Annotated in this window: 23 protein-coding genes; 14 read left to right on the top strand and 9 right to left on the bottom strand. The window is 69.9% G+C overall.

The genetic code is table 11. The features are described 5' to 3' along the window. Positions 1-2: 2 nt before the first annotated feature. Complete coding sequence (locus OHA21_RS29150) at positions 3-1,217, bottom strand: amino acid ABC transporter substrate-binding protein (RefSeq protein WP_328460193.1); 1,215 nt, start codon at positions 1,215-1,217, stop codon at positions 3-5. 113 nt (positions 1,218-1,330) lie between these two features. Here OHA21_RS29150 and OHA21_RS29145 point away from each other — a divergent pair, with 113 nt between their 5' ends. From OHA21_RS29145 to OHA21_RS29130, 4 genes are all read left to right on the top strand, one after another. Beyond that, positions 1,331-2,365: a LacI family DNA-binding transcriptional regulator gene (locus OHA21_RS29145; RefSeq protein WP_328460191.1), complete on the top strand. Its 1,035-nt coding sequence runs from the start codon at positions 1,331-1,333 to the stop codon at positions 2,363-2,365. Between the two features lie 119 nt (positions 2,366-2,484). After that, entirely contained in the window at positions 2,485-2,799 is a 315-nt protein-coding gene (locus tag OHA21_RS29140) for a WXG100 family type VII secretion target (RefSeq protein WP_328460189.1), read from the top strand. Next, positions 2,796-5,264 carry a hypothetical protein gene (locus tag OHA21_RS29135; protein WP_328460187.1) on the top strand — a complete coding sequence of 823 codons (2,469 nt, stop codon included), beginning with the start codon at positions 2,796-2,798 and terminating at the stop codon, positions 5,262-5,264. The genes OHA21_RS29140 and OHA21_RS29135 overlap by 4 nt, the downstream gene beginning before the upstream one ends. Next, a complete protein-coding gene (locus OHA21_RS29130; RefSeq protein WP_328460185.1) occupies positions 5,261-5,902 on the top strand; it encodes a hypothetical protein in 642 nt (213 codons plus the stop codon). The genes OHA21_RS29135 and OHA21_RS29130 overlap by 4 nt, the downstream gene beginning before the upstream one ends. A gap of 561 nt (positions 5,903-6,463) precedes the next feature. Here OHA21_RS29130 and OHA21_RS29125 read toward each other — a convergent pair. Both OHA21_RS29125 and OHA21_RS29120 read right to left on the bottom strand, forming a co-directional pair. Then, positions 6,464-8,104, bottom strand: a complete 1,641-nt coding sequence (locus OHA21_RS29125) for a RecQ family ATP-dependent DNA helicase (RefSeq protein WP_328460183.1) — start codon at positions 8,102-8,104, stop codon at positions 6,464-6,466. Further along, positions 8,101-9,051 carry a TIGR03557 family F420-dependent LLM class oxidoreductase gene (locus tag OHA21_RS29120; RefSeq protein WP_328460181.1) on the bottom strand — a complete coding sequence of 317 codons (951 nt, stop codon included), beginning with the start codon at positions 9,049-9,051 and terminating at the stop codon, positions 8,101-8,103. The genes OHA21_RS29125 and OHA21_RS29120 overlap by 4 nt, the downstream gene beginning before the upstream one ends. Positions 9,052-9,312: 261 nt before the next feature. Here OHA21_RS29120 and OHA21_RS29115 point away from each other — a divergent pair, with 261 nt between their 5' ends. Further along, positions 9,313-10,890, top strand: a complete 1,578-nt coding sequence (locus OHA21_RS29115; protein ID WP_328460179.1) for a glycoside hydrolase family 3 protein — start codon at positions 9,313-9,315, stop codon at positions 10,888-10,890. 1 nt (position 10,891) lies between these two features. On the opposite strand, the gene OHA21_RS29110 is transcribed toward OHA21_RS29115, so the two are convergent. Beyond that, positions 10,892-11,173 carry a GNAT family N-acetyltransferase gene (locus tag OHA21_RS29110; protein ID WP_328460177.1) on the bottom strand — a complete coding sequence of 94 codons (282 nt, stop codon included), beginning with the start codon at positions 11,171-11,173 and terminating at the stop codon, positions 10,892-10,894. Positions 11,174-11,215: 42 nt separating this feature from the next. Between OHA21_RS29110 and OHA21_RS29105 the strand changes: the two genes are divergently transcribed. From OHA21_RS29105 to OHA21_RS29075, 7 genes are all read left to right on the top strand, one after another. Next, a complete protein-coding gene (locus OHA21_RS29105) occupies positions 11,216-11,545 on the top strand; it encodes a hypothetical protein (RefSeq protein ID WP_328460175.1) in 330 nt (109 codons plus the stop codon). Positions 11,546-11,585: 40 nt separating this feature from the next. Further along, positions 11,586-12,410, top strand: coding sequence for a DUF1206 domain-containing protein (locus tag OHA21_RS29100; RefSeq protein WP_328460173.1), 825 nt, complete (start codon positions 11,586-11,588; stop codon positions 12,408-12,410). A gap of 122 nt (positions 12,411-12,532) precedes the next feature. Further along, entirely contained in the window at positions 12,533-13,705 is a 1,173-nt protein-coding gene (locus OHA21_RS29095; RefSeq protein WP_442874911.1) for a mechanosensitive ion channel family protein, read from the top strand. Positions 13,706-13,794: 89 nt separating this feature from the next. Continuing rightward, on the top strand, positions 13,795-14,250 hold the full coding sequence (locus OHA21_RS29090) for a phage holin family protein (protein ID WP_328460171.1): 456 nt from the start codon (positions 13,795-13,797) through the stop codon (positions 14,248-14,250). Beyond that, positions 14,247-14,612 carry a DUF3618 domain-containing protein gene (locus OHA21_RS29085; protein WP_328460169.1) on the top strand — a complete coding sequence of 122 codons (366 nt, stop codon included), beginning with the start codon at positions 14,247-14,249 and terminating at the stop codon, positions 14,610-14,612. The genes OHA21_RS29090 and OHA21_RS29085 overlap by 4 nt, the downstream gene beginning before the upstream one ends. Continuing rightward, positions 14,612-14,884, top strand: coding sequence for a DUF4235 domain-containing protein (locus tag OHA21_RS29080; protein ID WP_328460167.1), 273 nt, complete (start codon positions 14,612-14,614; stop codon positions 14,882-14,884). The genes OHA21_RS29085 and OHA21_RS29080 overlap by 1 nt, the downstream gene beginning before the upstream one ends. 342 nt (positions 14,885-15,226) lie before the next feature. Beyond that, positions 15,227-15,430: a cold-shock protein gene (locus tag OHA21_RS29075; RefSeq protein WP_011905669.1), complete on the top strand. Its 204-nt coding sequence runs from the start codon at positions 15,227-15,229 to the stop codon at positions 15,428-15,430. Between the two features lie 106 nt (positions 15,431-15,536). On the opposite strand, the gene OHA21_RS29070 is transcribed toward OHA21_RS29075, so the two are convergent. Then, on the bottom strand, positions 15,537-15,773 hold the full coding sequence (locus tag OHA21_RS29070) for a hypothetical protein (protein WP_328460165.1): 237 nt from the start codon (positions 15,771-15,773) through the stop codon (positions 15,537-15,539). Next, positions 15,767-16,744: an aldo/keto reductase gene (locus tag OHA21_RS29065; RefSeq protein WP_328460163.1), complete on the bottom strand. Its 978-nt coding sequence runs from the start codon at positions 16,742-16,744 to the stop codon at positions 15,767-15,769. The genes OHA21_RS29070 and OHA21_RS29065 overlap by 7 nt, the downstream gene beginning before the upstream one ends. Before the next feature lie 64 nt (positions 16,745-16,808). On the opposite strand from OHA21_RS29065, the gene OHA21_RS29060 reads away from it, so the two are divergent. Then, positions 16,809-17,582: a trans-aconitate 2-methyltransferase gene (locus tag OHA21_RS29060; protein WP_328460161.1), complete on the top strand. Its 774-nt coding sequence runs from the start codon at positions 16,809-16,811 to the stop codon at positions 17,580-17,582. Between the two features lie 9 nt (positions 17,583-17,591). Further along, positions 17,592-18,614 (top strand): adenosine deaminase, encoded by a 1,023-nt coding sequence (locus tag OHA21_RS29055; protein ID WP_328460159.1) that lies wholly within the window; start codon positions 17,592-17,594, stop codon positions 18,612-18,614. Here the strand turns inward: OHA21_RS29055 and OHA21_RS29050 are convergent. The 3 genes from OHA21_RS29050 to OHA21_RS29040 form a co-directional block, all read right to left on the bottom strand. After that, positions 18,605-18,751: a hypothetical protein gene (locus OHA21_RS29050; protein ID WP_328460157.1), complete on the bottom strand. Its 147-nt coding sequence runs from the start codon at positions 18,749-18,751 to the stop codon at positions 18,605-18,607. The genes OHA21_RS29055 and OHA21_RS29050 overlap by 10 nt on opposite strands. A 38-nt stretch (positions 18,752-18,789) precedes the next feature. Then, positions 18,790-20,943: an RICIN domain-containing protein gene (locus OHA21_RS29045; protein WP_328460155.1), complete on the bottom strand. Its 2,154-nt coding sequence runs from the start codon at positions 20,941-20,943 to the stop codon at positions 18,790-18,792. Between the two features lie 461 nt (positions 20,944-21,404). Further along, the gene (locus OHA21_RS29040; RefSeq protein WP_328460153.1) at positions 21,405-22,826 is read right to left on the bottom strand and encodes a HAMP domain-containing sensor histidine kinase; all 1,422 of its coding nucleotides are present in this window, start codon (positions 22,824-22,826) and stop codon (positions 21,405-21,407) included.

Genomic DNA, 22,826 nt, shown 5'->3' with positions numbered 1-22,826 from the left:
ACTCACCAGGCCGGCTTCGGGAAGACGAACTCGGCTTCCTTGACGTCGGTGGGCAGCACGATCTTGATGTCGCCACCCACCCACTGCTGGATCATGTGGGCGCCCTTGGGCTTGCCCGTCTCGTCCCAGGACAGCGGTCCGACGACGGTCTCGACCGTGTTCGTGCGTACCCAATCCACCAATTTCTTCTGGCAGTCGCCCTGCTCGGCGCAACCCACCGCGGTGACCGCGGCCGCCACCACCTGGCCGGTGGTGTAGCCGTTGGCCTGGTCCTCCTCCGGCGCCTTGCCGAACTGCGCGGTGAACTTCTCGACGAACTCCTTGTTGCTCGGATACTGCGCGTCCTGGCTGTAACCGGTGGGGGAGAGGATCCCCTCGGTCTTGTTGCCGACCGCCTTCGCGAACTCCGGGTTCGTCGGCGCGGTCGAGAACGCGGCCAGTTTCGGCTGGTAGCCGAGCTGCTGGAGGGCGACGATGAGGTTCACCCCGTCCTGGTACTGCGAGCCGCCGACCAGGACGTCAGCCTTGCTGTCGGCGACCTTCGCCGCGATGCCGCTGAAGTCGGTGGTGTTGGGCGGATAGACCTCGTTCACCACGGTCCTGACGCCGCCGGCCTCCAGCTTTTCCTTCAATCCGTACGCCGTACCCTGCGCGAAGGGATCGTCCATGGCCGCGTAGGCGGCGGTCTTGGGCCGCTGGTCGGCCGGCATCGCCAGGATGTACTCGGCGAGGTGGTTGTAGTGGTCGTTGGCGACCGCCGGAGCGGCGTAGAACAGATTCTTGAAGCCTTGCTCGAAGACCTCCTTGGCGGCGCCGGCCGGCTCGACGAAGAGCATCCCGTACTCCTCGGCGACCCGGGCGGAGGGCACCACCAGGCGGGTGGAGAACGGGCCGAAGACCAGGTCGACCTGTTCCTTGCCGATCAACTGCTCGTAGTCGGCGACGACCCGGTCCGCGTTGGACTGGTCGTCCAGGATCTTGAGCTCGATCTGGCGGCCGAGCAGGCCACCGCTGTCGTTGACGACCTTCGCCCAGGCCTCGTAGCCCTGCTGGACACCCTTGCCGGGCTCGGAGAAATCGCCGGTCAACGGCAGCGAGACGCCGATCACGATCGGCTCGTCGGAGTTGCTTGCGGTGTCGCCTCCATCGCCGCCCGAGGAGCAGGCGCCGAGGGTCAGAATCATGGCCGCGGCCAGGGTTTTCAGAGTTTTCGACATCCTCGGACGCTCCCTTGCACCGAGTTGCTCACCGGAGTGCGTAAGCGCTTCCGTAAGCGCTTACGTACTCTATGCTGTGGTATTGATCACCAGCAATAGCTTGGGAGTCATCGATGCCGAAACCGGGCCCCGGGCTACGCCTCATCGACGTTGCCCAACGAGCCGGCGTCTCGCTGGCCACCGCGTCCCGCGCGCTCGCCGGCCGCGACGGGGTCAGTGAGGAGGTGGCCAACCGGGTCCGCGAGGTGTCCCGCGAACTCGGGTACGTGGCCAACCCGTTCGCCCGGACCCTGGCCGGCGGCGCCAGCTCCACCGTCGGCCTGATCGTGCACCAGGTCGACGACCCGTACTTCTCGGAGATCGCCGGCGGCGTCATCAAACTGGCCGACGAGCAGAACCTGCTGGTGCAGATCTGCCACTCCGGCCGCGACCCGGAACACGAGCTCCGGCAGATCCGCAACCTGATCGCCCAGCGCGTCGGCATCATCCTGGTCACCGGCTCGGGCTACGACGACCCGCGGGCCGAGGCGGAGGCGCGCGAGGTGCTCGCCGCCTACCAGCACGGCGGCGGCCGGGTCGCGGTGATCGGCCGGCACGCGCTGGGCACCGACGCGGTCCTGCCCGACAACGAGGCCGGCAGCCGTGCCCTTGCCGCCCACCTGCTCTCGTTGGGCCACCGCCGGATCGCGGTGGTCGCCGGGACACCCGCGCTGAACACGGTCATCGACCGCACGGCCGGGGTGGCCGCTGCGTTGCGGGAGCACGGCCTGTCACTGTCCGACATGCCGGTCGTGCACACCGATTTCGTACGCGAGGGCGGCCGGGTGGCGACCGAGCGGATCCTGCGCGACCACCCGGACGTCACCGCGATCATCGCCCTGAACGACGCGATGGCGATGGGGGTGCTGGCCACCCTGCGCGAGAAGGGCATCCCGGTCCCGTCCCGGATGTCCGTGGTCGGCTTCGACGACGTCTCGGTCGCGGCCGACCTGGCCCCCAGCCTGACCACCATCCGCCTCCCGATGACCGACATGGGCCGGATGGCGCTGGAACTGGCCCTCAAGCCGAAGGCCGCCCGCCCGCGCCGCCGCCCCACCGGCCATCAGCTGGTGGTCCGCAACTCCACGGGACCGGCCCCACAGCTCTGACCCCCCAGGATGTCGGTTAGCGGACTGAAGAATGTGGACCGGTGCGCCGAACCGGGACATCCGCGTCGGCGTACTTTCCGGTAGAGACGCGGATCGCGTGCGCCGAAGGAGGGGCATCGATGCAACCTGACCTGCTGAAGGTTGACGTTGCAGCCCTGCGTGTCATGGGCCGGGATGTCACCGGGGCCGCCGCGATGTTGCGGTCGACGGTGCAGGCCGCCGGGCCGGGCCTCGCTCCCCCTGCTGAGCCCCGCTCTGCGGCAGGCACGGCGGCGGACACGGCGCAGAAGGCGTGGGCGGCGGACCTGGATCGGCTGACCGCCCAGGTGGACCAGCTCGGCCGGAAGATGACGGACGCCGCCGACAGCTACCAGGAGGCCGACCAGGCCGGTGCGGACGAGTTGCGGCGCAGCGCATCGGGGATGCCCCGATGAGTGCGATGACGTTGCAGGATCTGCTGTCGTTCGACGTCGGCCCCTGGCATGCGGCCGTAGACCGGTGGCGGCAACTCGGGCAGGGCGTCGACAAGGCCACGGACCTGCTGATCCAAGGCACCCGGGACCTCGCTCACGCCTGGCCCGACGGGGCGGGCTCGGTGGCTACCGGCGAAGAGGCGACCACACTGCGTGCCGCGGTGGACAACACCTACAACCGGGTGACGCGGATGCGCGAGGTCATGGACCAGCATGCGTACGCGATGACCGCGCTGCGGCAGCAGGCCGAGAACGTGCTCGCCGCCGCCCGGCAGGCCGGCTACACCGTCGACACGGCGGCCATGACGATCACCGCGCCCGCGTCGGCGTACCTGGGCGGCAATCTGGATCGGACCGGCCGGGAGACCGGCACGCTGCTCAACGATCTGCGTTCGGTGGTGGAATACGCGCGGGCCCAGGACGACGCGACGGCCGCGAGCATCAACGAGAACGTGCCGTCCGGACAGGCAGGTTTCGGGACCGCCACACCGGCCGCGATCGCCAGAGCCACCGAACTGGCGCGCAAGCTCAAGGATCCGGCATATCAGCCTACGGCTGCGGAACTCGACGAGCTCCGGGACCTGATCAAGCTGCACGGCCGGGACAGGGCGTTCGCGTACGACGTCCTGAACGCTCTCGGGCCGAAAGGCCTGCTGGAGCTCAACGGCACGCTGGCCACTTACCAGCCCGACTACCCCGGCAGGGACACCGACAGTGCGCTGTTCAGCAACTACACCGCCGAGATGGTGGGGGATCTGCAGAACGGCCTCGGCGTCATGCTGGACACCGCTACCGAACCGACCGGCACCAGGGGTGGCCTGCGCGGGGAGGACTACGTGCCCGGTGCGTACGAGCTGTCCAGCCAGTGGGTCACCGGTCTGATGGCCGCCGGGCGCAGCAGGATGGACGTCGGCGATCCCTCCAACCCGGGGCTGTACATGGCGGACGTGTACGGATACCAGCTGCTCAGCCCGCTGCTGCACAACGGCAGCCTCGATCCCGCGTTCGTGGCCACCGTCGGCGGGGACATCATCGACTTCGAGATGGAACAGGGCAGGAGCAGCGCCCTGTGGACCGAGTCGCGCGGCGAGAACGTGCGCCTGGACTGGACCCAGAACCACGACGACAACAACGCGCCGGCCGGGTACGACCCGATGAGTGCCCTGATGGACGGCCTGTCCCGCAACGGTGAAGGCGCCCTGGGTGTGTTCACCGGCGTCACCGAATACACCGCCGGCGGCCCCGAGGGTGGTCGGTTGCCCCGCGTGGACTACCTGCTCACCGACCGCAACTGGGACCCGGACGTGTCCGGCGGTCCCGCCTGGGCGGCCGAGGTGATGGGCCGCACCGAGGGCGACCGGAACAGCGTCCTCGAAGATTTCGGCACCGCACTGGAGCGAGCCACCACCGATCAGCGCGGCCCGGAGGCGACACGCCTGGTCGAGTCGATCGTCCTGGAGACCAACGTCGACGAGGAGGTCACTCAGAAGTTCGACGAGTGGAACAGTGCCAAGAACTCCACCGACGAGGACGTTGCCGAGGCCGCGAAGAAGGGATTCGCCGACATCGACGTGATCAAACCGGAGATGCGCGGCTCGATGGCGAACATCATGGGGTCGTACATCATCGACGTGAATCAGAACCTCGCCGCCGGACAGCCGGTGGGAAGCGAGTCCTTCAAGGTCGGCGACCCTACCCATCTCACCCGGTTCCTCGCCGACATCGGCAAGGATCCGGGCGCGCATAGCACCATCGCCGTGGCCGAGGCCGGGTACGCCGCCGGCATGCACGACCACATCCTGTCCGGTCGGCAGAACCCGGCCGACGACCTGCGCGGCAACCTGGATGCGATCCAGGTCGTCTCGCACAACTACGGCAATGTGATGGGCGCGGTCGACTTCGGGGCCGAACAGGCGGACCACACGACCAGCCGGGAACTGGACGAGAAGCAGAACCACAGCGTCGAGAACCGCTACCGGATCATCGGCCCTCTGGTCGAAGGTTTCGTGGGGGCGGCGACCTCGCCGATCCCAGGCGGCCCCGACCTGGCCAACGCGGTCGTCGGCGACGTGCTCGACGATCTCGAAAAGGGCGCCAAGATCGATAGCACTGGCCGGGTCACTTACGACGTCGCTTCCGTCCTGGGTGCCGGCCGCACCACCGCAGTCGACCTCGTCGAGACGTCCCTCTACAACAGCGGCAAACTCGAAGGACTGCCCGAAATCCTCAGCCAGGGTGGTCAGCCCAGGCCCATGGACCAGTGGAGTGGTACAGAGCTGCGGCGATGGATCGACTTCAAAGGCGGGGAGGGCATGAGCACGGTGGGTAGAGCCGCCACCGGCGCGGCGGAGTCCTATCAGAACGGCTACGAATGGGCGGCGGACACCTTGAACGGAAACCCGCCGAAGGGCGGTGAGTCCAGGTGAAGCTACGTGCTGCGGCGGTCATCGTCGTGATGGTGGGCCTAGTGACGGTGGGCTGTACCGGTCCCGATGAGCCTTCCAACGTGCCGGGCGGCGATGTCCAGCCGTCGATGACCTTCGAGGAGGCCTACCGGGAACTGCCGATGGACGGGACCAAGGATCTGCCGATCACCTGGGACCTGTCGCAGGTCTCGGACTCCGACGAGGTCTTCGCGGCCAGGCGGAGTCTCGTGTTCCGCTACTGGTTAGGGAGTGCGACCGACCGGACGACGGTCATTCCGATCGGACGGCATCTCTATACCGAAAGGCAGTACCGGGAGGTACTGGCCTGGTTCGGCCCCGAGACAAGTGCCGAAAATCCGTTCATAGGTCCCCTCTGGGTCAAGACCATGGGCGTCGAAAAGACCGGATCCAGCCAAGCCACGGTGACATTCTGCACGGATCACGGCCACTGGCGCCGCGCCAAACACAGCGCTCGGGTCCGCATAGATCGAGCGACCATCGAGTCCTACGTGATGGAGTACGTCCAGACCGGCGACGGCGAACGTCGTTGGCTCGCCGATCAGCACATCGATCTTGAGAGTGACCCCGAGGTTAAGTACGGCGCGGAGTGCGACAAGTGGGCACAACACCAGCCCTGACCAGCGGAAGACCCCGAGAGCGAAGGACCACTCGCCGAGATGAGTGCGACTGCCGGCCGGGAGCCGTTGCGGCTCTACAGGCGCCGGCGATGGGCGTTCGATCAGCTTCGCGGGGAGAGCGCTCTGATCCCCGGGCTGGCTGCCCGACCGGCGGTTCGAGCGGGAAGTGGCCGAGCTGCGGCAGCGGGCGATCGAGCATGGCGCCACCGTCAAACCGGCGAGGTCGCGACGGCCGCGGCCAGCCGTCGGGTGGGTCCTCGTCGGCGATCCCGGGCAGGACCAGCAGCAGCCACGTGCCGACCAGAACTCGGTCGCCCTGAGCCAGTCAGACAAACCGGCGGCCACCATCAGGACGTAGACGAACGCAAAGAGCAGGGCGAACTTGCCGACCAGTCGCTGAAGCGTCAGCTTTGCTTCTCAACGCCGCTGTTCATGTCACCCCTCGACACTCCCCGGTGGTGAAGCCCGGCACAGGAATGAACGCCTGTCGATGCCAGCCGGTTCAGGCGCCGGCCGTCACACAGCCGACAGGGCCGGAGGCGAGGTGGTGTCAGTCTGCTCCTACTGCGCCCGGTCCAGAAGCTTCTGCTGGACCACTACCGGGACGGAGAGGGTTTTGTAGCCGACGGTGTCGAAGAGGACTGTCATCCGCTCCTCCTCGTAGTTCATCACCATGCCGGCGCCCCACTCGGCGTGTTCCACCCGGCTGTGTACGGGGAACGGGCCTTCGGCCTCGGCCTCGTCGATGGCCTGGGCGGTGCCGTCGGCGCAGTTGTCGCAGTGGCCGCACGGGCGTTTCAGGTCCTCGCCGAAGTAGGCCAGCAGCGTTTCGGTGCGACACTGCCGGCTCTGCGCGAACCCGCGCATCATGTCGGTGCGGGAGCGGACGACCTGCTGCTGTCGCTCGTACTCCGCGACTGCTGCCTCGGCCGCTGCGGCCGGGAGTGGCGCGCGGGGCGGGACCGACAGCTTGTTTCCGGCGCCGGTGCGGACCGCGCCGACCTGTTCCAGCAGGCCCAGGTACTGGCCGAGCTTGCGCGGCCCCAGCCCGGTCTCCTTCTGCAGCGCGGTCTTGGTCTGCGGTCCCTTGTGGAGGGCGCCCGCCAGGGTGCTCAGCTCTTCGACGTCGGGCGTGCCGCCGCTGAAGAAGCGCTGGATCGCCTCGTCCTCGGAGCGCCACAGCAGGACCGTGCGGCCTGGTTCGCCGTCGCGGCCGGCGCGGCCGATCTCCTGGAAATAGCTGTCCGGGGAGTCGGGCAGGGCGACGTGCGCGACCCAGCGGATGTTGGGTTTGTCGATGCCCATGCCGAACGCCGAGGTCGCCACCATGATGTCGACCTTGTCGTCGATGAACTCCTCGTGCCGCTGCTCGCGCAGGCCGGACGCCATGCCGCCGTGGTAGTACGCGGCCGGGTAGCCGGCCTGAGTGAGCCGCTCGGCGAGTTCCTCCGCGGCCCGGCGGGTGGCGACGTAGATGATGCCGGGGCGTTCGCCCTCGTCGAGCAGCGCGGTGAGGCGGCGCCAGCGGTAGTCCTCGTCGGGGCAGTACGCCACCTCGAGGAACAGGTTGCGCCGGTCCAGCCCGGACACGTGGATCTCGGGCTTGTGCAGCCGCAGCCGGGCGATGATGTCCTCGCGGACCGGCGGCGAGGCGGTGGCGGTCAGCGCCAGGATCGGCGGCCGGCCGATCTGCTTGATCATCTCGCCGAGGGCCAGGTAGTCCGGGCGGAAGTCGTGACCCCACGCGGAGATGCAGTGCGCCTCGTCGACGGCGACCAGGCCGGGCTTGAGCGCGCGCACCTCGGCGAGCCGCTCCGGGTCACTGAGCTGCTCGGGCGTGATGAAGAGGAACTCGGCCTGCCCGGACCGGATCGCTTCGATCGCCTCGCGCTGTTCCTTCGGCGTCTCCGCGGAGCTGACCCGGACCGCGCGCACGCGAGAGTCGCCGCGCTCGTTGAGGGCGGCGATCTGGTCCTGCTGCAGCGCGAGCAGCGGTGAGATCACCACGGTCGGGCCGGGCAGCAGGACGGCCGGGATCTGGTAGATCGCCGACTTGCCGGCACCGGTCGGGAGCACCACCAGGGCGTCCTTGCGGCGCAGTACGGCGCGCATCGGCTTGAACTGGCCGGGGCGCAGCGAGGGCCATCCGAAGTGGTTGCGCGCGACGCGGCGCAGGCGGGGGCCGTAGATGGGCAGCTTCATCCGAGCTTCGGCAGGATCTCGGTGGCGTACAGGTCGAACAGGCCCTGCGAGTGCGGCCCGGTGTTGCCGACGTAGATCTCGTCGAATCCGGCGTCGGCGTATTTGCGGATCATGTCGAGGTGGGCCTGCGGGTCGTTGCCGCAGACGAACGCGTCGTCCATCATCTCCGCGGTCACCAGCTGCGAGGCCTGCTCGAAGTGCTTCGGCGAGGGCAGCACCTGGGAGAGCTCACCGGGCACGCCGGCGTTCGGCCATTTCTCGTACGCAAGTCGTCGTCCCTCCTCCGCGGTGGCGGCGAACGCGGCCTTGAACGCGCCCTGTGCCGGCTTGCCGGCGCCGCCGGCCTCCCGGAAGGCGGTGACCAGATCGCCGTCCGGCATCACACTGACATAGCCGTCGCCGATCCGTCCGGCCAGGCCGGTCGCCTTGGGGCCGAAGCCGGAGATGTGAATCTCGACCGGCTTGTCGGGAAGCGTGTAGATCCGGGCGTTCTCCACGGTGTAGTGCTTGCCGTGGTGCGAGTAGTTCTCCCCGGTCCAGAGCCCGCGCATGATCTCGACCGCCTCCTCGAGCATCTCGAGGCGGACCTCCTCCTCCGGCCAGGCGTCGCCGAAGATGTGCTCGTTGAGGGCCTCGCCGGTGCCGATGCCGAGCCGGAACCGCCCGCCGGTCAGCACCGCGCTGGTTGCCGCGGCCTGCGCGATGACGGCCGGATGGATGCGTACGGTCGGACAGGTCACCGCTGTGGTGATCCCCAGACCGGTCGCCTGGCTCAGCGCGCCGATCATCGACCAGACGAACGCGCTCTGCCCCTGGGCGTCGACCCACGGGTGGTAGTGGTCGGAGATCCAAAGACCGGAGAACCCGGCCCGCTCCGCACCTTTGGCCTGCTCGATCAGTTCGGCCGGCGAGTACTCCTCGCTCGACAGGAAGTATCCGATGCGCATGCGCGCCCCGTTACCCCTATTTGCCGCCGAACATGCGACGGATCGCCCAGAGCAGGAACAGGACGGCCAGGGCCACCCCGAGCAGGCGTACGGCGTGCACCTCGGACCAGTCGACCTCCATCGGTGGATCGTATCGGGCTTTAGACAGAGTTAATAGAAAGGTTTGTTGACTAAAGCTCGGAACGGGTGTGACCATAGGTCCCCGGACGGGGGAGAACGTTCACATCGACGTTCATGGATCTATCGGAGGTACGGGGGCTCATGTCCAATCACGGCGATCTGCCGGAACTCGCCGCTGCGGTTCTGCAGCCGGGGTTCGTCGGCACCTCCGCACCGGACTGGGTTCGCCGGTGGCTCGGGGAGGGACTCGGGGGCGTCGCCCTCTTCGCCCGCAATGTCGAGACGGCGGCCCAGGTGGCCGCGCTGACCGCACAGCTGCGCGCCGAGAATCCCGACGTGATCGTGGCCATCGACGAGGAGGCCGGTGACGTCACCCGGTTCGAGTCGCGGCTCGGCAGTTCCCGCCCGGGCAACCTGGCGCTCGGTGCGATCGACGACCCGGAGCTGACCGAGGCGGTCGCCCGTGATCTCGGCCGGGAGCTGGCCGACGCCGGCATCACCCTGGACTACGCACCGGACGCGGACGTCAACAACAACCCCGGCAATCCGGTCATCGGGGTACGCGCATTCGGCGCCGAACCCCAACTGGTCGCCCGGCACACCGCCGCCTTCATCCGCGGGCTGCAGGAGTCCGGCGTGGCCGGCTGCGCCAAGCACTTCCCCGGTCACGGTGACACCGCCGTCGACTCACACCACGACGTGCCGCTCATCGCGAAGAGCATCGCCGAGCTGGAGGCCTGTGAGCTGGTCCCGTTCCGGGCCGCCATCGCCGCCGGCGCTCAGGTCGTGATGACCGGCCACCTACTCATCCCGGCGTACGATGCGGAACTTCCGGCCACGCTGAGCCGGCCGATCCTGACCGGGCTGCTCCGCGAGCAGCTGGGCTTCGAGGGCCTGATCGTCACCGACGGCATCGAGATGCAGGGCGTACGCCGCCGCTACGGCCTGGCCGGCGCCACGGTCCGGGCCTTGGCCGCCGGGGTCGACGCGATCTGCGTCGGCGGTGACCACGCCGACGAGGAGACCGCGTCCCGGCTGCGCGACGCGATCGTGGATGCCGTCCGCAGCGGTGAGCTCGCCGAGGAGCGGCTGCGGGACGCGGTCGCCCGGGTCCGCCGGCTCGCCGCCTGGACCACCGCGCGGCAGACCGAGACCGGGGCCCGCGCCATCGCTGACGCCGCGGCCGGGAACGAGGTGGCCGTCCTCGGCTCCCGCGGCTCGGCGGTCGGTTTCGCCGCCGCGCGCAAGGCGATCAAGGTGACCGTCGCGGACGACCGTCGCACCCTGCCGGTCACCGGGGTGCCGCACGTGGTCGAGTTCGCCCCGCCGCGCAACATCGCGATCGGCAGCGAGACGCCCTGGGGACTCGGTGCGCCGCTGGCCGACCTGCTGCCCGGCACCACGTCGCGCCGGTTGACCGCCGACGACCTGGCCGGTCTGGCCGACCCGGCCGAGCCGGTGCTGGCCGGCGCCGCCGAGCGGCCGGTCGTGCTGGTGGTCCGGGACGTGCACCGGCACCCGTGGATCGCCGAGACGCTGACCCGCGTGCTGGAGCTGCGGCCGGACGCGATCGTGGTGGAGATGGGCATCCCGGAGACCGTGCTGGGTGGCGTGCACATTGCGACATACGGCGCGACCCGGGCGCTCGGACGGGCCGCGGCCGAGATCATCGCCGGGGTGGACGTCCCGGAGCCGGCGGCCCAGCCGGTGGCTGCCTGAATCACTTCACGAGGTCGGCGTACTCCGGGTGCTCGTTGATGTAGCGGGCGAAGAACGGGCACGACGGGATCACCCGGTCGCCGCGCTCCCGGAGCTGGTCCAGGGTCTGCCGGGCCAGCTCCGACGCCAGGCCGCGGCCCTGCATCTCCGGGGCCGTCTCGGTGTGCAGGATCATGACCGCGCCGTCGCGCACATGGTAGGTCGCGAGCGCGCCGACCTCGCCCTCCACGAGCAGCTCGAACCGGTGCCGGGCGGGGTTGTCCTGGACCACGTAGTCACTCATTCGACCAGCTTAGATTTGCCGTCTTCGCGTACCGTTGGGTGGGTGTTGATCTCCAAGCCCCGCCGCCGTGTCGTCGCCGCCTTCGCCTCCGCCGCCTTCGGCCTCGCGCTCCTCACCGGGTGCAGTGAGGACGTGAGCTGCGGACTCGACCAGTGCACGGTCTCCATCGCCCGGGAGACCAACGCCAGCGTGAACGTGCTCGGTGTGGAGGCGAAATTCGTCAGCGCCGACGAGAACACCGTGACCCTGGACGTGGCCGGCGAGCAGATCCAGCTCACCAAGGGCCAGCAGGCGGTCGACGTGGGCGGACTGCAGGTCCAGCTGGAGAGCGTGACGGCGGACCAGATTCAGATAGAGGTGTCGCGTCCGTAACCGAAGTTTGGCGGACGGCGCGTTCGGTCACATTGGGGCCATGTCATCCGCAGCTTCGAACGTCAAGTACACCGCATCTCGTGCCGCCGAGAGCAAGCCCCTGGAGTACCTGGCCCGGGGCGGGTTCATCGGATACGGCATCATCCACCTGCTCTTCGCCTGGATCGCGTGGCAGGTCGCCTTCGCCGGCTCCAAGCAGGACACCGACCAGTCGGGTGCTCTGCAGACCCTGGCCCGTCAGTCCTACGGCAAGACGCTGCTGATCGTGATCGCCATCGGCCTGGCCGCCATGGCGATCTGGCAGGCGTTCGAGGCGGCCATCGGCGAGAGCGGTCCGCGCGACCGCACCGCGATGGCCGAGCGTGTCCTCTCCGGCGCCCGCGCGGTGCTCTACGCCTACCTGGCCTGGACCGCGGTCAAGGTCGTGCAGGGCGCCGACGCGTCGATGGGTGACAGCAACGCCAGCGCGACCGCCGGTCTGATGGACTCCCCGGGCGGCCGCTGGCTGGTCGGCCTGATCGGGCTCACCGTGCTCGGCATCGGTATCGGCATGGCCTACTACGGCTGGAAGCGCAAGTTCGTCAAGCACCTGAACACCCAGCAGATGACCGCCTCGACCCGTGAGCCGATCATCAAGATGGGGGTGGCCGGCTACACCTCCAAGGGGATCGCGTACGCGATCGCCGGCCTGCTCGTGGTGACCGCCGCCGTGAACTACGACCCGGAGAAGGCCCGTGGTCTGGACGCCGCGCTCAAGACGCTGGCCTCCTACTCCTGGGGTGTCTGGCTGCTCGCGCTGATCGGTCTCGGTATCGCGGCCTTCGGTGTCTACTGCATCGCGCAGGCGAAGTACCGCAAGATCTGAAGCGACACGCCCGGTAGCGGCGGATGTGAGGTATCTCCGACATCCGCCGCTACTGGCGTTCACGGACCCCGGACGGGCAAGCTGAGTCGCTGGCACAAGTCCGTTCGTGGAGAGGAAGGTCCGTGTCCAGCGTTATGACCGCCCTGCTCGCCGTCCTGATCGCGGCCGGCGCGGCGATCGTCCTCGTCGAGATCGCACATCGGGTGATGGTCCGGCTCGGGAGAAAGTCACCGCTCGCCGCCGACCTGGCGACGAAGGTCCACCGTCCGTTCCTGACTGCGGTCACCCTGCTCTCCGTACAGCAGGCGATCCGGGTCTTCGGCGGCGAGTTCCCGTACCGCGGCGGCGTGATGCACACGCTCGTCCTGCTCTGCATCGCCGCCTTCGCCTGGCTGGTCGGCGCGATGCTGCTGGTGATGGAGGACGTGGCGCTCGCCCGCTGGCGTACCGATGTGCCGGACAACCGCAAGCACCGGCGGATCAAGACCCAGGTGGTGATGCTGCGCCGGGTCACCGTCGCCGCCATCGTGGTGCTGGCCGTCGGCGTCATGCTCATGACGTTCCCGGACATCCGGGCGCTCGGCGCCAGCCTGCTCGCCTCGGCCGGACTGATCAGCGTGGTCGCGGCACTGGCCGCGCAGAGCACGCTCGGCAACGTTTTCGCCGGGATCCAGCTCGCTTTCAGCGATGCGATCCGGGTGGACGACGTGGTCGTGGTCGAGAACGAATGGGGCCGGATCGAGGAGATCACCCTGACCGTGGTCGTGGTGCAGATCTGGGACGACCGGCGGCTCATTCTGCCGACGTCGTACTTCACCACGAAACCGTTCCAGAACTGGACGCGTACCGGGTCGGCGGTGCTCGGCACCGCCGAGATCGACGTGGACTGGTCCACCCCGGTCGAGCCGCTGCGCGCCGAGTTGCAGCGGGTCTGTGAGAGCACCGATCTGTGGGACGGCCGGGTCTGCGTGCTGCAGGTGACCGGCGCGATCGACGGGAACCTGCGGCTGCGGGCACTGATGAGCGCCGCCGACGCGGGCGCCCTCTGGGATCTGCGCTGCCTGGTACGGGAACGGCTCGTCGCCTGGATCTGGGAACATCAGCGCGCCTCGGTGCCGCGGTTGCGCGCCGAGGTCGAGTCGGCGCCCACGCGGACGGGCAAGGACCGCCCGATCCACCGGGCCGATCTGGGCGCCTCTTCGGACGCGGCCAGGGTGTTCAGCGGCGGCGACGACGGCGACGGGCGCGGGGTGGCCTTCGGCGGACCGGACGGATCCCTGACAACACGTCCGTGACCGGCGATACGGCGCCGCTTGCCCCGGACAGCGAGGATTGAGCCGGTCGTGATCAGGGCATACCCCGATCACACGGAAAGGGGGACACGATGGCCGATGTCTTGAACGGTGCTCCCGTCGCCTTGAGCACCACTCCCGCCAAGCCGCTCTCCGAGCAGTCCACGGCGGAGCTGGTGCAGCGCGCGAGCGAACAACTCAGTCGTCTCGTGCGCGACGAGCTGACGCTCGCCAAGGCGGAGCTCGCCGAGAAGGGCAAGCACGCCGGTATCGGCGCCGGCTTGTTCGGTGGCGCGGGCGTGCTCGCCGGGTACGGCGTAGGCGCTCTCATCGCCACACTGGTCATCGTGCTGGATCTCTTCCTGGACCTCTGGCTGGCGGCCCTCATCGTCACCGTCGTGCTCTTCGCGGTGGCCGGGGTGCTCGCCCTGCTGGGCCGGAGCCAGCTGCGCCGGGCGACCCCGCCCGAGCCGCAGGCGGCGATCCAGAACCTGAAGGCCGATGTCGACGAGGTGAAGCAGGCGGTCAAGGAGCGTAGCCGGGCATGAGTGACAAGAATGGTTCCGCGGCGAAGCCGGATCTGGCGGTGCTGCGGGAGGAGATAAAGCAGACCCGCGCCGATCTCGGTGAGACGGTGCAGGCGCTGGCTGCCCGGGCGGACGTCAAGGCGCGCGCCAGGGAGCAGGTCGAGCAGACCAAGGAGCGGGTGCTGACGCAGGCGGCCGCGGTGACCGGCCGGGTGCGCGAGGCGGCTTTCGGTGCCACCGAGAAGGTCCGGGAGACCTCGCCGGGCGAGCTGGCCCACGAGGCCGGCACACGGGTGCGAGCGAATCCGTTTCCCGCTGTGCTGGTGTTCGCCGGTGTCGCGGCAGTGGTCGGTGTCATCCTGATCGTCCGAGGGAGGCGTTGATGGCGGGCAAGTTGAGCAAGCTGGCATTGAAGCCGGTGAACGTCGGACTGGGTCTGGCCGCCGGTGCGGTGGCCGGCTTCCTGTTCAAGGAGGCGTGGAAGGTGGTCTCCGGTGACGACGACGCACCGGACGCCGGCGACCCGGATCGCGGCTGGACCGAGATCCTGGCGGCGGCCGCGTTGCAGGGCGCCATCTTCGCTGTGGTGAAGGCGGCGGTCCACCGTGGCAGCGCGATCGGGACCCAGAAACTGACCGGGACGTGGCCCGACTAGATCATCTTCCGTATCGACAGGAGTCTTGCCGGTTCCCCCGCTTCGTCACCACGAAGTGGGGGGCCTTTTCCATATCGGCCACCCATTATTGGATTCTTACGAGGGGCAGCTTTACGGCCCGTTTTTCGGGTACAGTGTGGCCAGTTTTTGCGTACGTGGTTCGCTGCTTCCGCTTGACCGCGGGACATCGGCCCTTCCCGGGAGGGTCGGGACGTGTCACGAGGTCGGGGGGAGGAGACGTCCTCTGAAAGGGCCGCCTCGCGGCGCCGCTGCTCGAAAACGGTCATCGGCCCCGCGCTGCCGCGGTTGGGCGGGCCGGCATTTTCAGAAGGAGAGTTCAGCATGGCGCAAGGAACCGTGAAGTGGTTCAACGCAGACAAGGGCTTCGGCTTCATCACCGTCGACGGCGGGGGTGCTGACGTGTTCGTCCACTTCTCGGCCATCCAGACGAGCGGCTACCGCACTCTGGAAGAGAACCAGCGGGTGGAGTTCGAGATCGCCCAGGGCCAGAAGGGCCCGCAGGCGGAGCAGGTTCGCCCGCTCTGAGACCAAACCGCCGGTCGTGAGACCGGCACGCCGGCCGCCTGGCGGAGGCCGGCCCGACCATTTGGCCCCGCATCCTCATCGAGGTTGCGGGGCCATTTGCGTCTGGTCAGCCCTGCGGGTAACCGGCCGACCGGCGGCGCATCCCGATGACCACCAGCACCAGGCCGGCCACGAACAGCCCGCCACCGGCGATCGCCCAGATCGGCTCACCGCTCATCAGGCTGTCGGTGAGGAAATCCAGACCCTGAAGCGTCCACACCGCACCGAGCACCATCCCCAGCAGGCCGAGAGACATCGTCAGCCAGCCCCGCAATCGCGGCGTCTCGGCTTCATTGTTCACCATTTGTCGTGCACCTGGGGGCGAATCAACTCATCGTAGACCGCGGAGATCGTTTCCCGGGTTTCCGGTGCGAGCGGTGACAGATCGGCGGCTGCCGCGTTGGCCCGGGCCTGCTCCGGATTACGGGCGCCGGGGATCACCACGGTGACCGCGGGCTGATCGATGATCCAGCGGAGCGCGAACTGCGCCATCGTGGCGCCCTCCGGAACCAGCGGGCGCAGCCGGCGGACCGCCTCGAGACCGGTCCGGAAGTCCACCCCGGAGAACGTCTCGCCGACGTCGAACGCCTCGCCGTGCCGGTTGTAGTTGCGGTGGTCGTCCGCGGCGAACGTGGTGTTCTCGTCGTACCGCCCGGAGAGCAGGCCGCTGGCGAGCGGGACCCGGGCGATGATGCCGACCCCGGCCTCGGCAGCGGCCGGCAGGACCCGCTCGAGCGGCTTGAGCCGGAACGCGTTCAGGATGATCTGGACGCTGGCCACGCCGGGCCGGGCGATCGCGGTGAGCGCCTCGTCGACGCGTTCGACACTCACGCCGTACGCCGCGATCCGCTTCTCCTGCACGAGGGTGTCGAGCGAGTCGAAGACCTCGTCGGAGGAGTAGACCGGGGTGGGCGGGCAGTGCAGCTGCACCAGGTCGAGCGTCTCGACGCCGAGGTTGGCGCGGGAACGGTCGGTCCAGGCGCGGAAGTTGTCCAGGTGGTAGTTCGCCGGCTCCTGCGGCAGCCGGCGGCCCATCTTGGTGAAGACGGTGAGGCCGGGACGGTCCTTCACGAAGGAGCCGATGATCTGCTCGCTGCGGCCGTCGCCGTACACATCAGCGGTGTCGATGAAGGTCACGCCGGCGTCGACGGCGGCCTGCAGGGTCGCGTGCGCGTCCGCCTCGCTGACCTCGCCCCAGTCGGCGCCGAGCTGCCAGGCACCGAGACCGACCACGCCGACCTCGCGGCCCAGCTTCCGAAAGCTTCGTTTTTCCACGTCGTGACCCTACCGCTCGACTGATAGGTTGAAACAGAACGGACGTACGGTTTGAGGGGGAGTCATGTGGGATCCCGCTGTGTACCGCCGGTTCGGCGCTGAGCGTTCCCGGCCGTTCTTCGACCTCGTCCGGCAGATCGGCGCCGAGCATCCGCGTGCCGTCGTCGACCTCGGCTGCGGCCCCGGCGAGCTGACCCGGACGCTCGCCGAGCGCTGGCCGCGGGCCCGGATCACCGGCATCGACTCGTCACCCGAGATGATCGGGAAGGCCGCGGCCGATCCCGGGCCGGTCGACTTCCGGCTCGGCGACATCGCCGGGTGGCAGCCGGAGCCCGACGTCGACGTGGTGGTCACCAACGCCGCGCTGCAGTGGGTGCCCGGCCACCGGGAGATGCTGGTTCGCTGGGTGACCGAGTTGCCGTCCGGCGCCTGGATCGGGATGCAGGTGCCCGGCAACTTCGACAGTCCCGGCCACCGGGCGGTGCGTGAGCTGGGTGCCGCCCCGCGCTACGCCGAGCGGTTGGACGGCCTGCTGCGCGCCGACCCGGTGGACGACGCGGCGGGATACGCGGAGTTGCTGACCGGAGCCGGGGCCGCCGTGGACGCCTGGGAGACGACCTATCTGCACCTGCTGCCCGCCTCTCCCGCCGGCGAGGATCACCCCGTGCTGCGCTGGATGGAGGGGACCGCGTTGCGCCCGGTGCGTGCGGCGCTGGACGAGGAGGACTGGGTGGCCTTCCGTGCGGAGCTGGCGATCCGAATCGCCGAGACGCATCCCGAACGGCACGGCGTCGTGGCTTTTCCGTTCCGCCGTATCTTCGTGGTGGCTTCTAAATAGGGGGAACTGTTGACTGACCTGACCGGCTTCATCGCCGGACTGCCCAAGGCCGAGCTGCACGTGCACCACGTGGGCTCGGCCTCCCCGCGGATCGTGGCCGAGCTGGCCGCCCGGCACGAGGGCAGTTCGCCGGTGCCGGCCGACCCGGCGCTGCTCGCCGACTACTTCGAGTTCCGGGACTTCGCGCACTTCATCGAGGTCTACCTGAGCGTGGTGGACCTGATCCGCGATCCGGAGGACGTCCGGCTGCTGACGTACGAGATCGGCCGGGAGCTGTCCCGCCAGCAGGTGCGGTACGCCGAGCTGACCGTCACGCCGTACTCGAGTGTGCGGCGGGGCATCCCGGCGCCGGCGTTCTGCGAGGCGATCGAGGACGCCCGGACCGGCGCGGCCCGCGACTTCGGCGTGGACCTGCGGTGGTGCTTCGACATCCCGGGGGAGGCCGGCCTGCAGGCGGCCGAGGAGACCCTGCGGATCGCTCTGGACGAGCGGCCCGACGGCTTGATCAGCTTTGGTCTCGGCGGTCCGGAGATCGGGGTGCCGCGGCCGCAGTTCAAGCCGTACTTCGACAAGGCGCGGGCGGCCGGGCTGCACAGCGTCCCGCACGCCGGTGAGACCACCGGACCGGAGACGATCTGGGACGCGATCCGGGAACTGGGCGCCGAGCGGATCGGGCACGGCATCGCCGCCGCACAGGACGAGCGGCTCATGGCGTACCTGGCGGAGCAGCAGATCCCGCTGGAGGTGTGCCCCACCTCCAACCTGCGCACCCGGGCCGTCGCCACGCTGGCCGAGCATCCGATCGCGACACTGGTCGCGGCCGGCGTGCCGGTCAGCGTGAACTCGGACGACCCGCCGATGTTCGGCACCACGCTGGAGGCCGAGTACGCGGCCGCAGCCGGCCTGCTCGACCTGGACCCGGCCGGCGTGGCCGAACTGGCCCGGGCCGCGGTCCGGCACAGCTTCCTGCCGGAGGCCGGCCGGGCCGCGCTGATCGCCGAGATCGACGCCTACACCGTCAGTTACGGGTAGAGCGGTTCCTGCCAGCAGGCCACCATGGTGACGGTGCCGATGGTCAGGATCGTCAGCCAGCGCACCAGCCGCCGTCGGTTGAACCGGGCCGGATCATCGTCCGGCTCGGTCTTCGGCCTGCTCAGTAGCTTCGGCATCCGCCTCTCCTGTCGATCCTCGGCACTATGGGTCCGGGCTAGTCGGGAACCGCCGTCCAGCTCTGGTGACGCTGCCCGGTGTCGGTCTGGAGCACCAGCACCCGGTGCGAGCCGAAGCGCTGAGAGCCCACTCCGACCACCAGGTTCCCGGTGGTGCTGCGCAGGGTGAATCCGTAGTCGGAGGCCTGCAGCTTCCAGCGGGCCCCGCTCGTGGCGTAACAGTCGCCCTGCACCAGCGGCGAGCCGGCGGCCGGAGTGCCACCGAGCGCCACGGCGCAGCGGTTGCTGGCCCGGGAGACCAGCGAGTAGCTGTCGTTCTCGGCCGGCACCAGCTGCCACTGCTGCTGGGTGCCGCCGTCCTCGCCGCCGAGCGTCACCGGGGTGCCGTCGTCCGGCCGGGCCGCGTACAGGTCGGCGGCGCCGCCGGTCAGGGCGTTGGTCAGGACGAACCACGAGTTCTGCACCGGGCGGGCCGCGGGCGCGGTGACCGCGGTGCCCTTGGCGAGGTAGCCCAGCTTCTTGTTGCGGATCGCCACCGTGTACCTGGCGTCCGGCTTCAAGCCGATCAACCGGGCCCGGGTCGCCTTGGTGGTGGCGACCGGCTTGCCGTCGACCGACACCTCATACCGGGCGTCGTCGTCGGCGCTGCTCCAGGTGAGCCGGACCGAGCTGCTGGTCGGCTCCCGGATCTCCAGCACCGCCTGGACACCGTTGTCGGCGGTCTCCTGCGGGCCGGCCGGCGCCTCACCCGGGTCCTGGTCGCCGGTGCCCGGCACCGGCTTCTTCGCCTGCCCGGGCGGAGTCGGCCGCGGCTTGCCGACCGGGTTGGCCACCTCCTCGACCGGCGGCAGGTCCGGATCGGGGGTAGCGCTGGCGCCCGGCTCGGGGACCTCCGGGGCGGGGCTCTCCGACGGGCTGGGATCCGGCGCCGGCGGAGCGCTCGGCTCCGCCGCGCTCGGGCTGGGGGACGGGTCGACGGGCTTGGGGTCCGGGGTGGCGGGAGCGGTCGGCGTGGGGGGAGCCGGCGTGCTGGTGTCCGGCCGGGTGGCGCCCGGGGCGTCCGGGATGTCGTCGCCGCCGTCGCTGCGCAGCAGGAAGTCGCTGAGCGCCACGTTCCAGTGCCGGTCCAGGTAGCTGCCGGGCTTCGGGTTGGTGCTGAAGTAGTCGTCGTGCCCGCAGTCCAGCCGGATCTTGTGGTTCTTCGGGCACACGTTGCGGACCGGCTTGCCCGAGCGGTCGGGGCCGCAGAGCAGGTCGGACTCGTCGACGCAGCTGCCCGCGCCGGTGGCGTTCGGCGAGTCGGAGAGGACCGCGCCGAGCGAGTGGGTCAGCTCGTGCGCCGCCACCGCGGAACTCCAGCAGCCGGAGTCGACGCGGGCGTAGGACGGGCCGCCGTTGTTGCGGTTGGTACGGCCGCCCCGGGTGTCGGCGACGTAGGTCGAGATGCCGCAGTAGACGTTCGTGTCGGAGAACATCAGGTACTTGCGGTCGGTCCGGTTGTAGCCGAGCGAGCGCAGCGACTCGATGGTCTTGAGGAACGAGCCGAGCGAGCCGTCCGGCAGCTGCACCTCGGCGACGTCGACCCGGCAGTCGGGAGTGGTCACGTACCGGATGTGCCGGGAGCCACCGGTCTCGCCGGCGCTGGCGTCGTAGATCGCGTCGACCCCGGCCGCCCAGGTGCGGAACGAGTTGAGGAACTTCGCGTACCGGCTGTCGGTGGCCGAGTCGTGCAGGTAGAGCAGCTGCACCCGCTTGCCGCTGCGGCCGTCACCGGAGCAGGCCACGTCGTCCGGGCCGAGGATGAAGTCGGCCTGGCCGGGGGCGGCGTCCGGGATCAGGGCCGGCGCGTCGGCGGTCAGCGCGCTGCCGCCCTCGTCCCGGGCGATCTCGGCGTCCGCCGGCACGGCCCCGGTCTCCCGGCGGACCGCGGTGAACTGGCTGGTACCCCCGGTGACCGGGGCGACGTCACGGCGTACCGCGAGGCCGGCCGGCGGGCGTTCCGGCCCGTGCGTGCACGTCTCGTCGTAGAGCAGGTAGGAACCGGCGCAGAGCGAGTCGGCGGCGGCGAGTTTCAGACCGGTGTAGACCAGGCCCTGCTCGGGCGCGTCGGCCGGGAGCCCGGCGCGAGAGAGGCGGTCCGCGTCACCGTCGGAACCGGCACCGATGACGCTGGGGCCGACCACCCCGCCCACACCGAGCAGTGCCAGCCCGAGTGCTACCGGAAGGAGCCGGGAGGTTGCGGAGCGTGTTCGTCCGTTGCCCTCGCTCGGAGCGCGCCGTCGCCCCTTGGGCGACCCGCGGAACGCTGGCCGGCGATGCGCGGACACTGCGTCTCCTCGTCGAGCTGGGTGACGGTGGGAGGGGCCCATGGGGTGGCCACCTCCCACCGCGTGGCGGCTCCTCGGTTCGCGGCGATGGGGACGCGCTGCGGGTTGCGAGCCGGGAAGCCGGATGGGATCGGAGGGAAGACTGCCAGCCTTGGCGCGCCAGGGGAACGCCCTTAATAGAGATATAAGCAAGCGCTGTTCCGTCCGGGGGACACGGTCTCTGTTCTGGAAGCTCAATGAACCTTTTTCAGCCTGGCGTCGGGCCAGAATGATCCGGGTCGTAGGTCTCCGCCGGGCCGTATGGCCCTGGCCACGCTGAAAAAGGTTCATTCACGCCCCGGTTGTTGCCCACGGCGTCGTCCGGGGTCTCGCTCACGGGTCAGTCGACCGCGTCCGACCAGGCCGAACCGGCTCGGTGCCTTCGGCGTGGCGTCCGCGTCGGCGAGGAGCATAACCACGCTCGCGCCGCCCATCGCAGCCCGGTCCAGGCTCACCGAACCGCCGGTCGCCTGGGCCACCCGCCGGGCGATGTCCAGACCCAGCCCGGTGGAGCCCTGGTTGCTCTGGCCGCGCCGCAGCGCCCGTTCCGGGTCGGGGATGCCCGGCCCGGCGTCGTCCACGCGCAGCGCCACCCAGCCGTCCCGGCGGGAGAGCCCGACCTCGAACGCGGTGCCCTGCGGGGTGTACCGGAAGACGTTGCCGAGCACCGCGTCCAGCGCGGCGGCCAGCTCGGCCCGGGCCACCGGCACCGGGATGCGCAGGTGCGCGCCGACCACCCGGTACTGACGGTCCTGGTCGCCGGCGAGGGCGGACCAGAACATCATCCGTTCCCGGACCACCTCGCTGGCGTCGCAGAGCCCGTCCTCAGGCGCGGCGACCTGCGCGGCGACCGCCTGCCGGGTGGTGTTGATCAGGGCGTTGACCTCGTCCTCGAGGGTGCCGATGGCCTGCCGGATGCGCCGGATGCCGCGCCGGCGGTCCACCTCGTCGGCGCTGAGGTCGAGGATCTGGGTGTCGTCCGGATCCAGCGCCTCGGCGTCCAGCCGCAGCGCGGTCAGCGGGGTACGCAACCGGTGCGACAGGTCGGCGACCAGTTCCCGCTCGTCGGTGCGGGAGGTGACCAGCCGGTCCGCCATCCGGTTGAAGGCGTAGCCGGCCTCAGCCAGCTCGCGCGGGCCGGATGGATGGATGCGCACACCCAGGTCACCGTCGCCGACCGCGAGAGCGGCGTCCACCAGGTTGCGGGCCGAGTCGACCGCGCCCCGGGCCAGCCGGTCCACCACGAAGACCGCGCCGCCGACCAGGACCACGGCCAGGCCGAGCAGCAGCCACCAGTCGCGGGCGGTGTTCTCGTTCAGGACCGAGTCCGGGACGAAGGCCTCCACCACCAGGGTCTTGCCACCGACGGTGACCGGCTGTAGGCGTACCACGCCGCCGTCGACGTCCTCGACGGTCGGCTCGGGCAGCGGCGCGGCGCGGTCGATGAGCGCCGCGTCGGCCCGGCCGCCCGCGCTGGGCGCGATGCCGGGGGTGTGCACGACCGGGTTGCCGCCGGCCGCCGCGACCGCGGCGGCCACGCCCTTCTCCCCGGTCCCGGCGGCGATGGCGCCGGCCACGGTCGCGGTACGCCGGGCCGCCTCAGCGAGTGCGGTGTCCCGGTGGTCGTCGCGCAGCCCCCAGCCGAGCGGGACGAGGAAGACGAGCGCGGCGACCGCGGTGGTGGCGGCGGTGGTGTACGCCAGCCGCAA

It is taken from the genome of Actinoplanes sp. NBC_00393, assembly GCF_036053395.1.
In the GTDB taxonomy this organism is placed as follows: Bacteria; Actinomycetota; Actinomycetes; order Mycobacteriales; family Micromonosporaceae; genus Actinoplanes.
The sequence above is the reverse complement of the archived record's forward strand: the minus strand, read 5'-3'. Positions and strand labels throughout refer to the sequence as shown.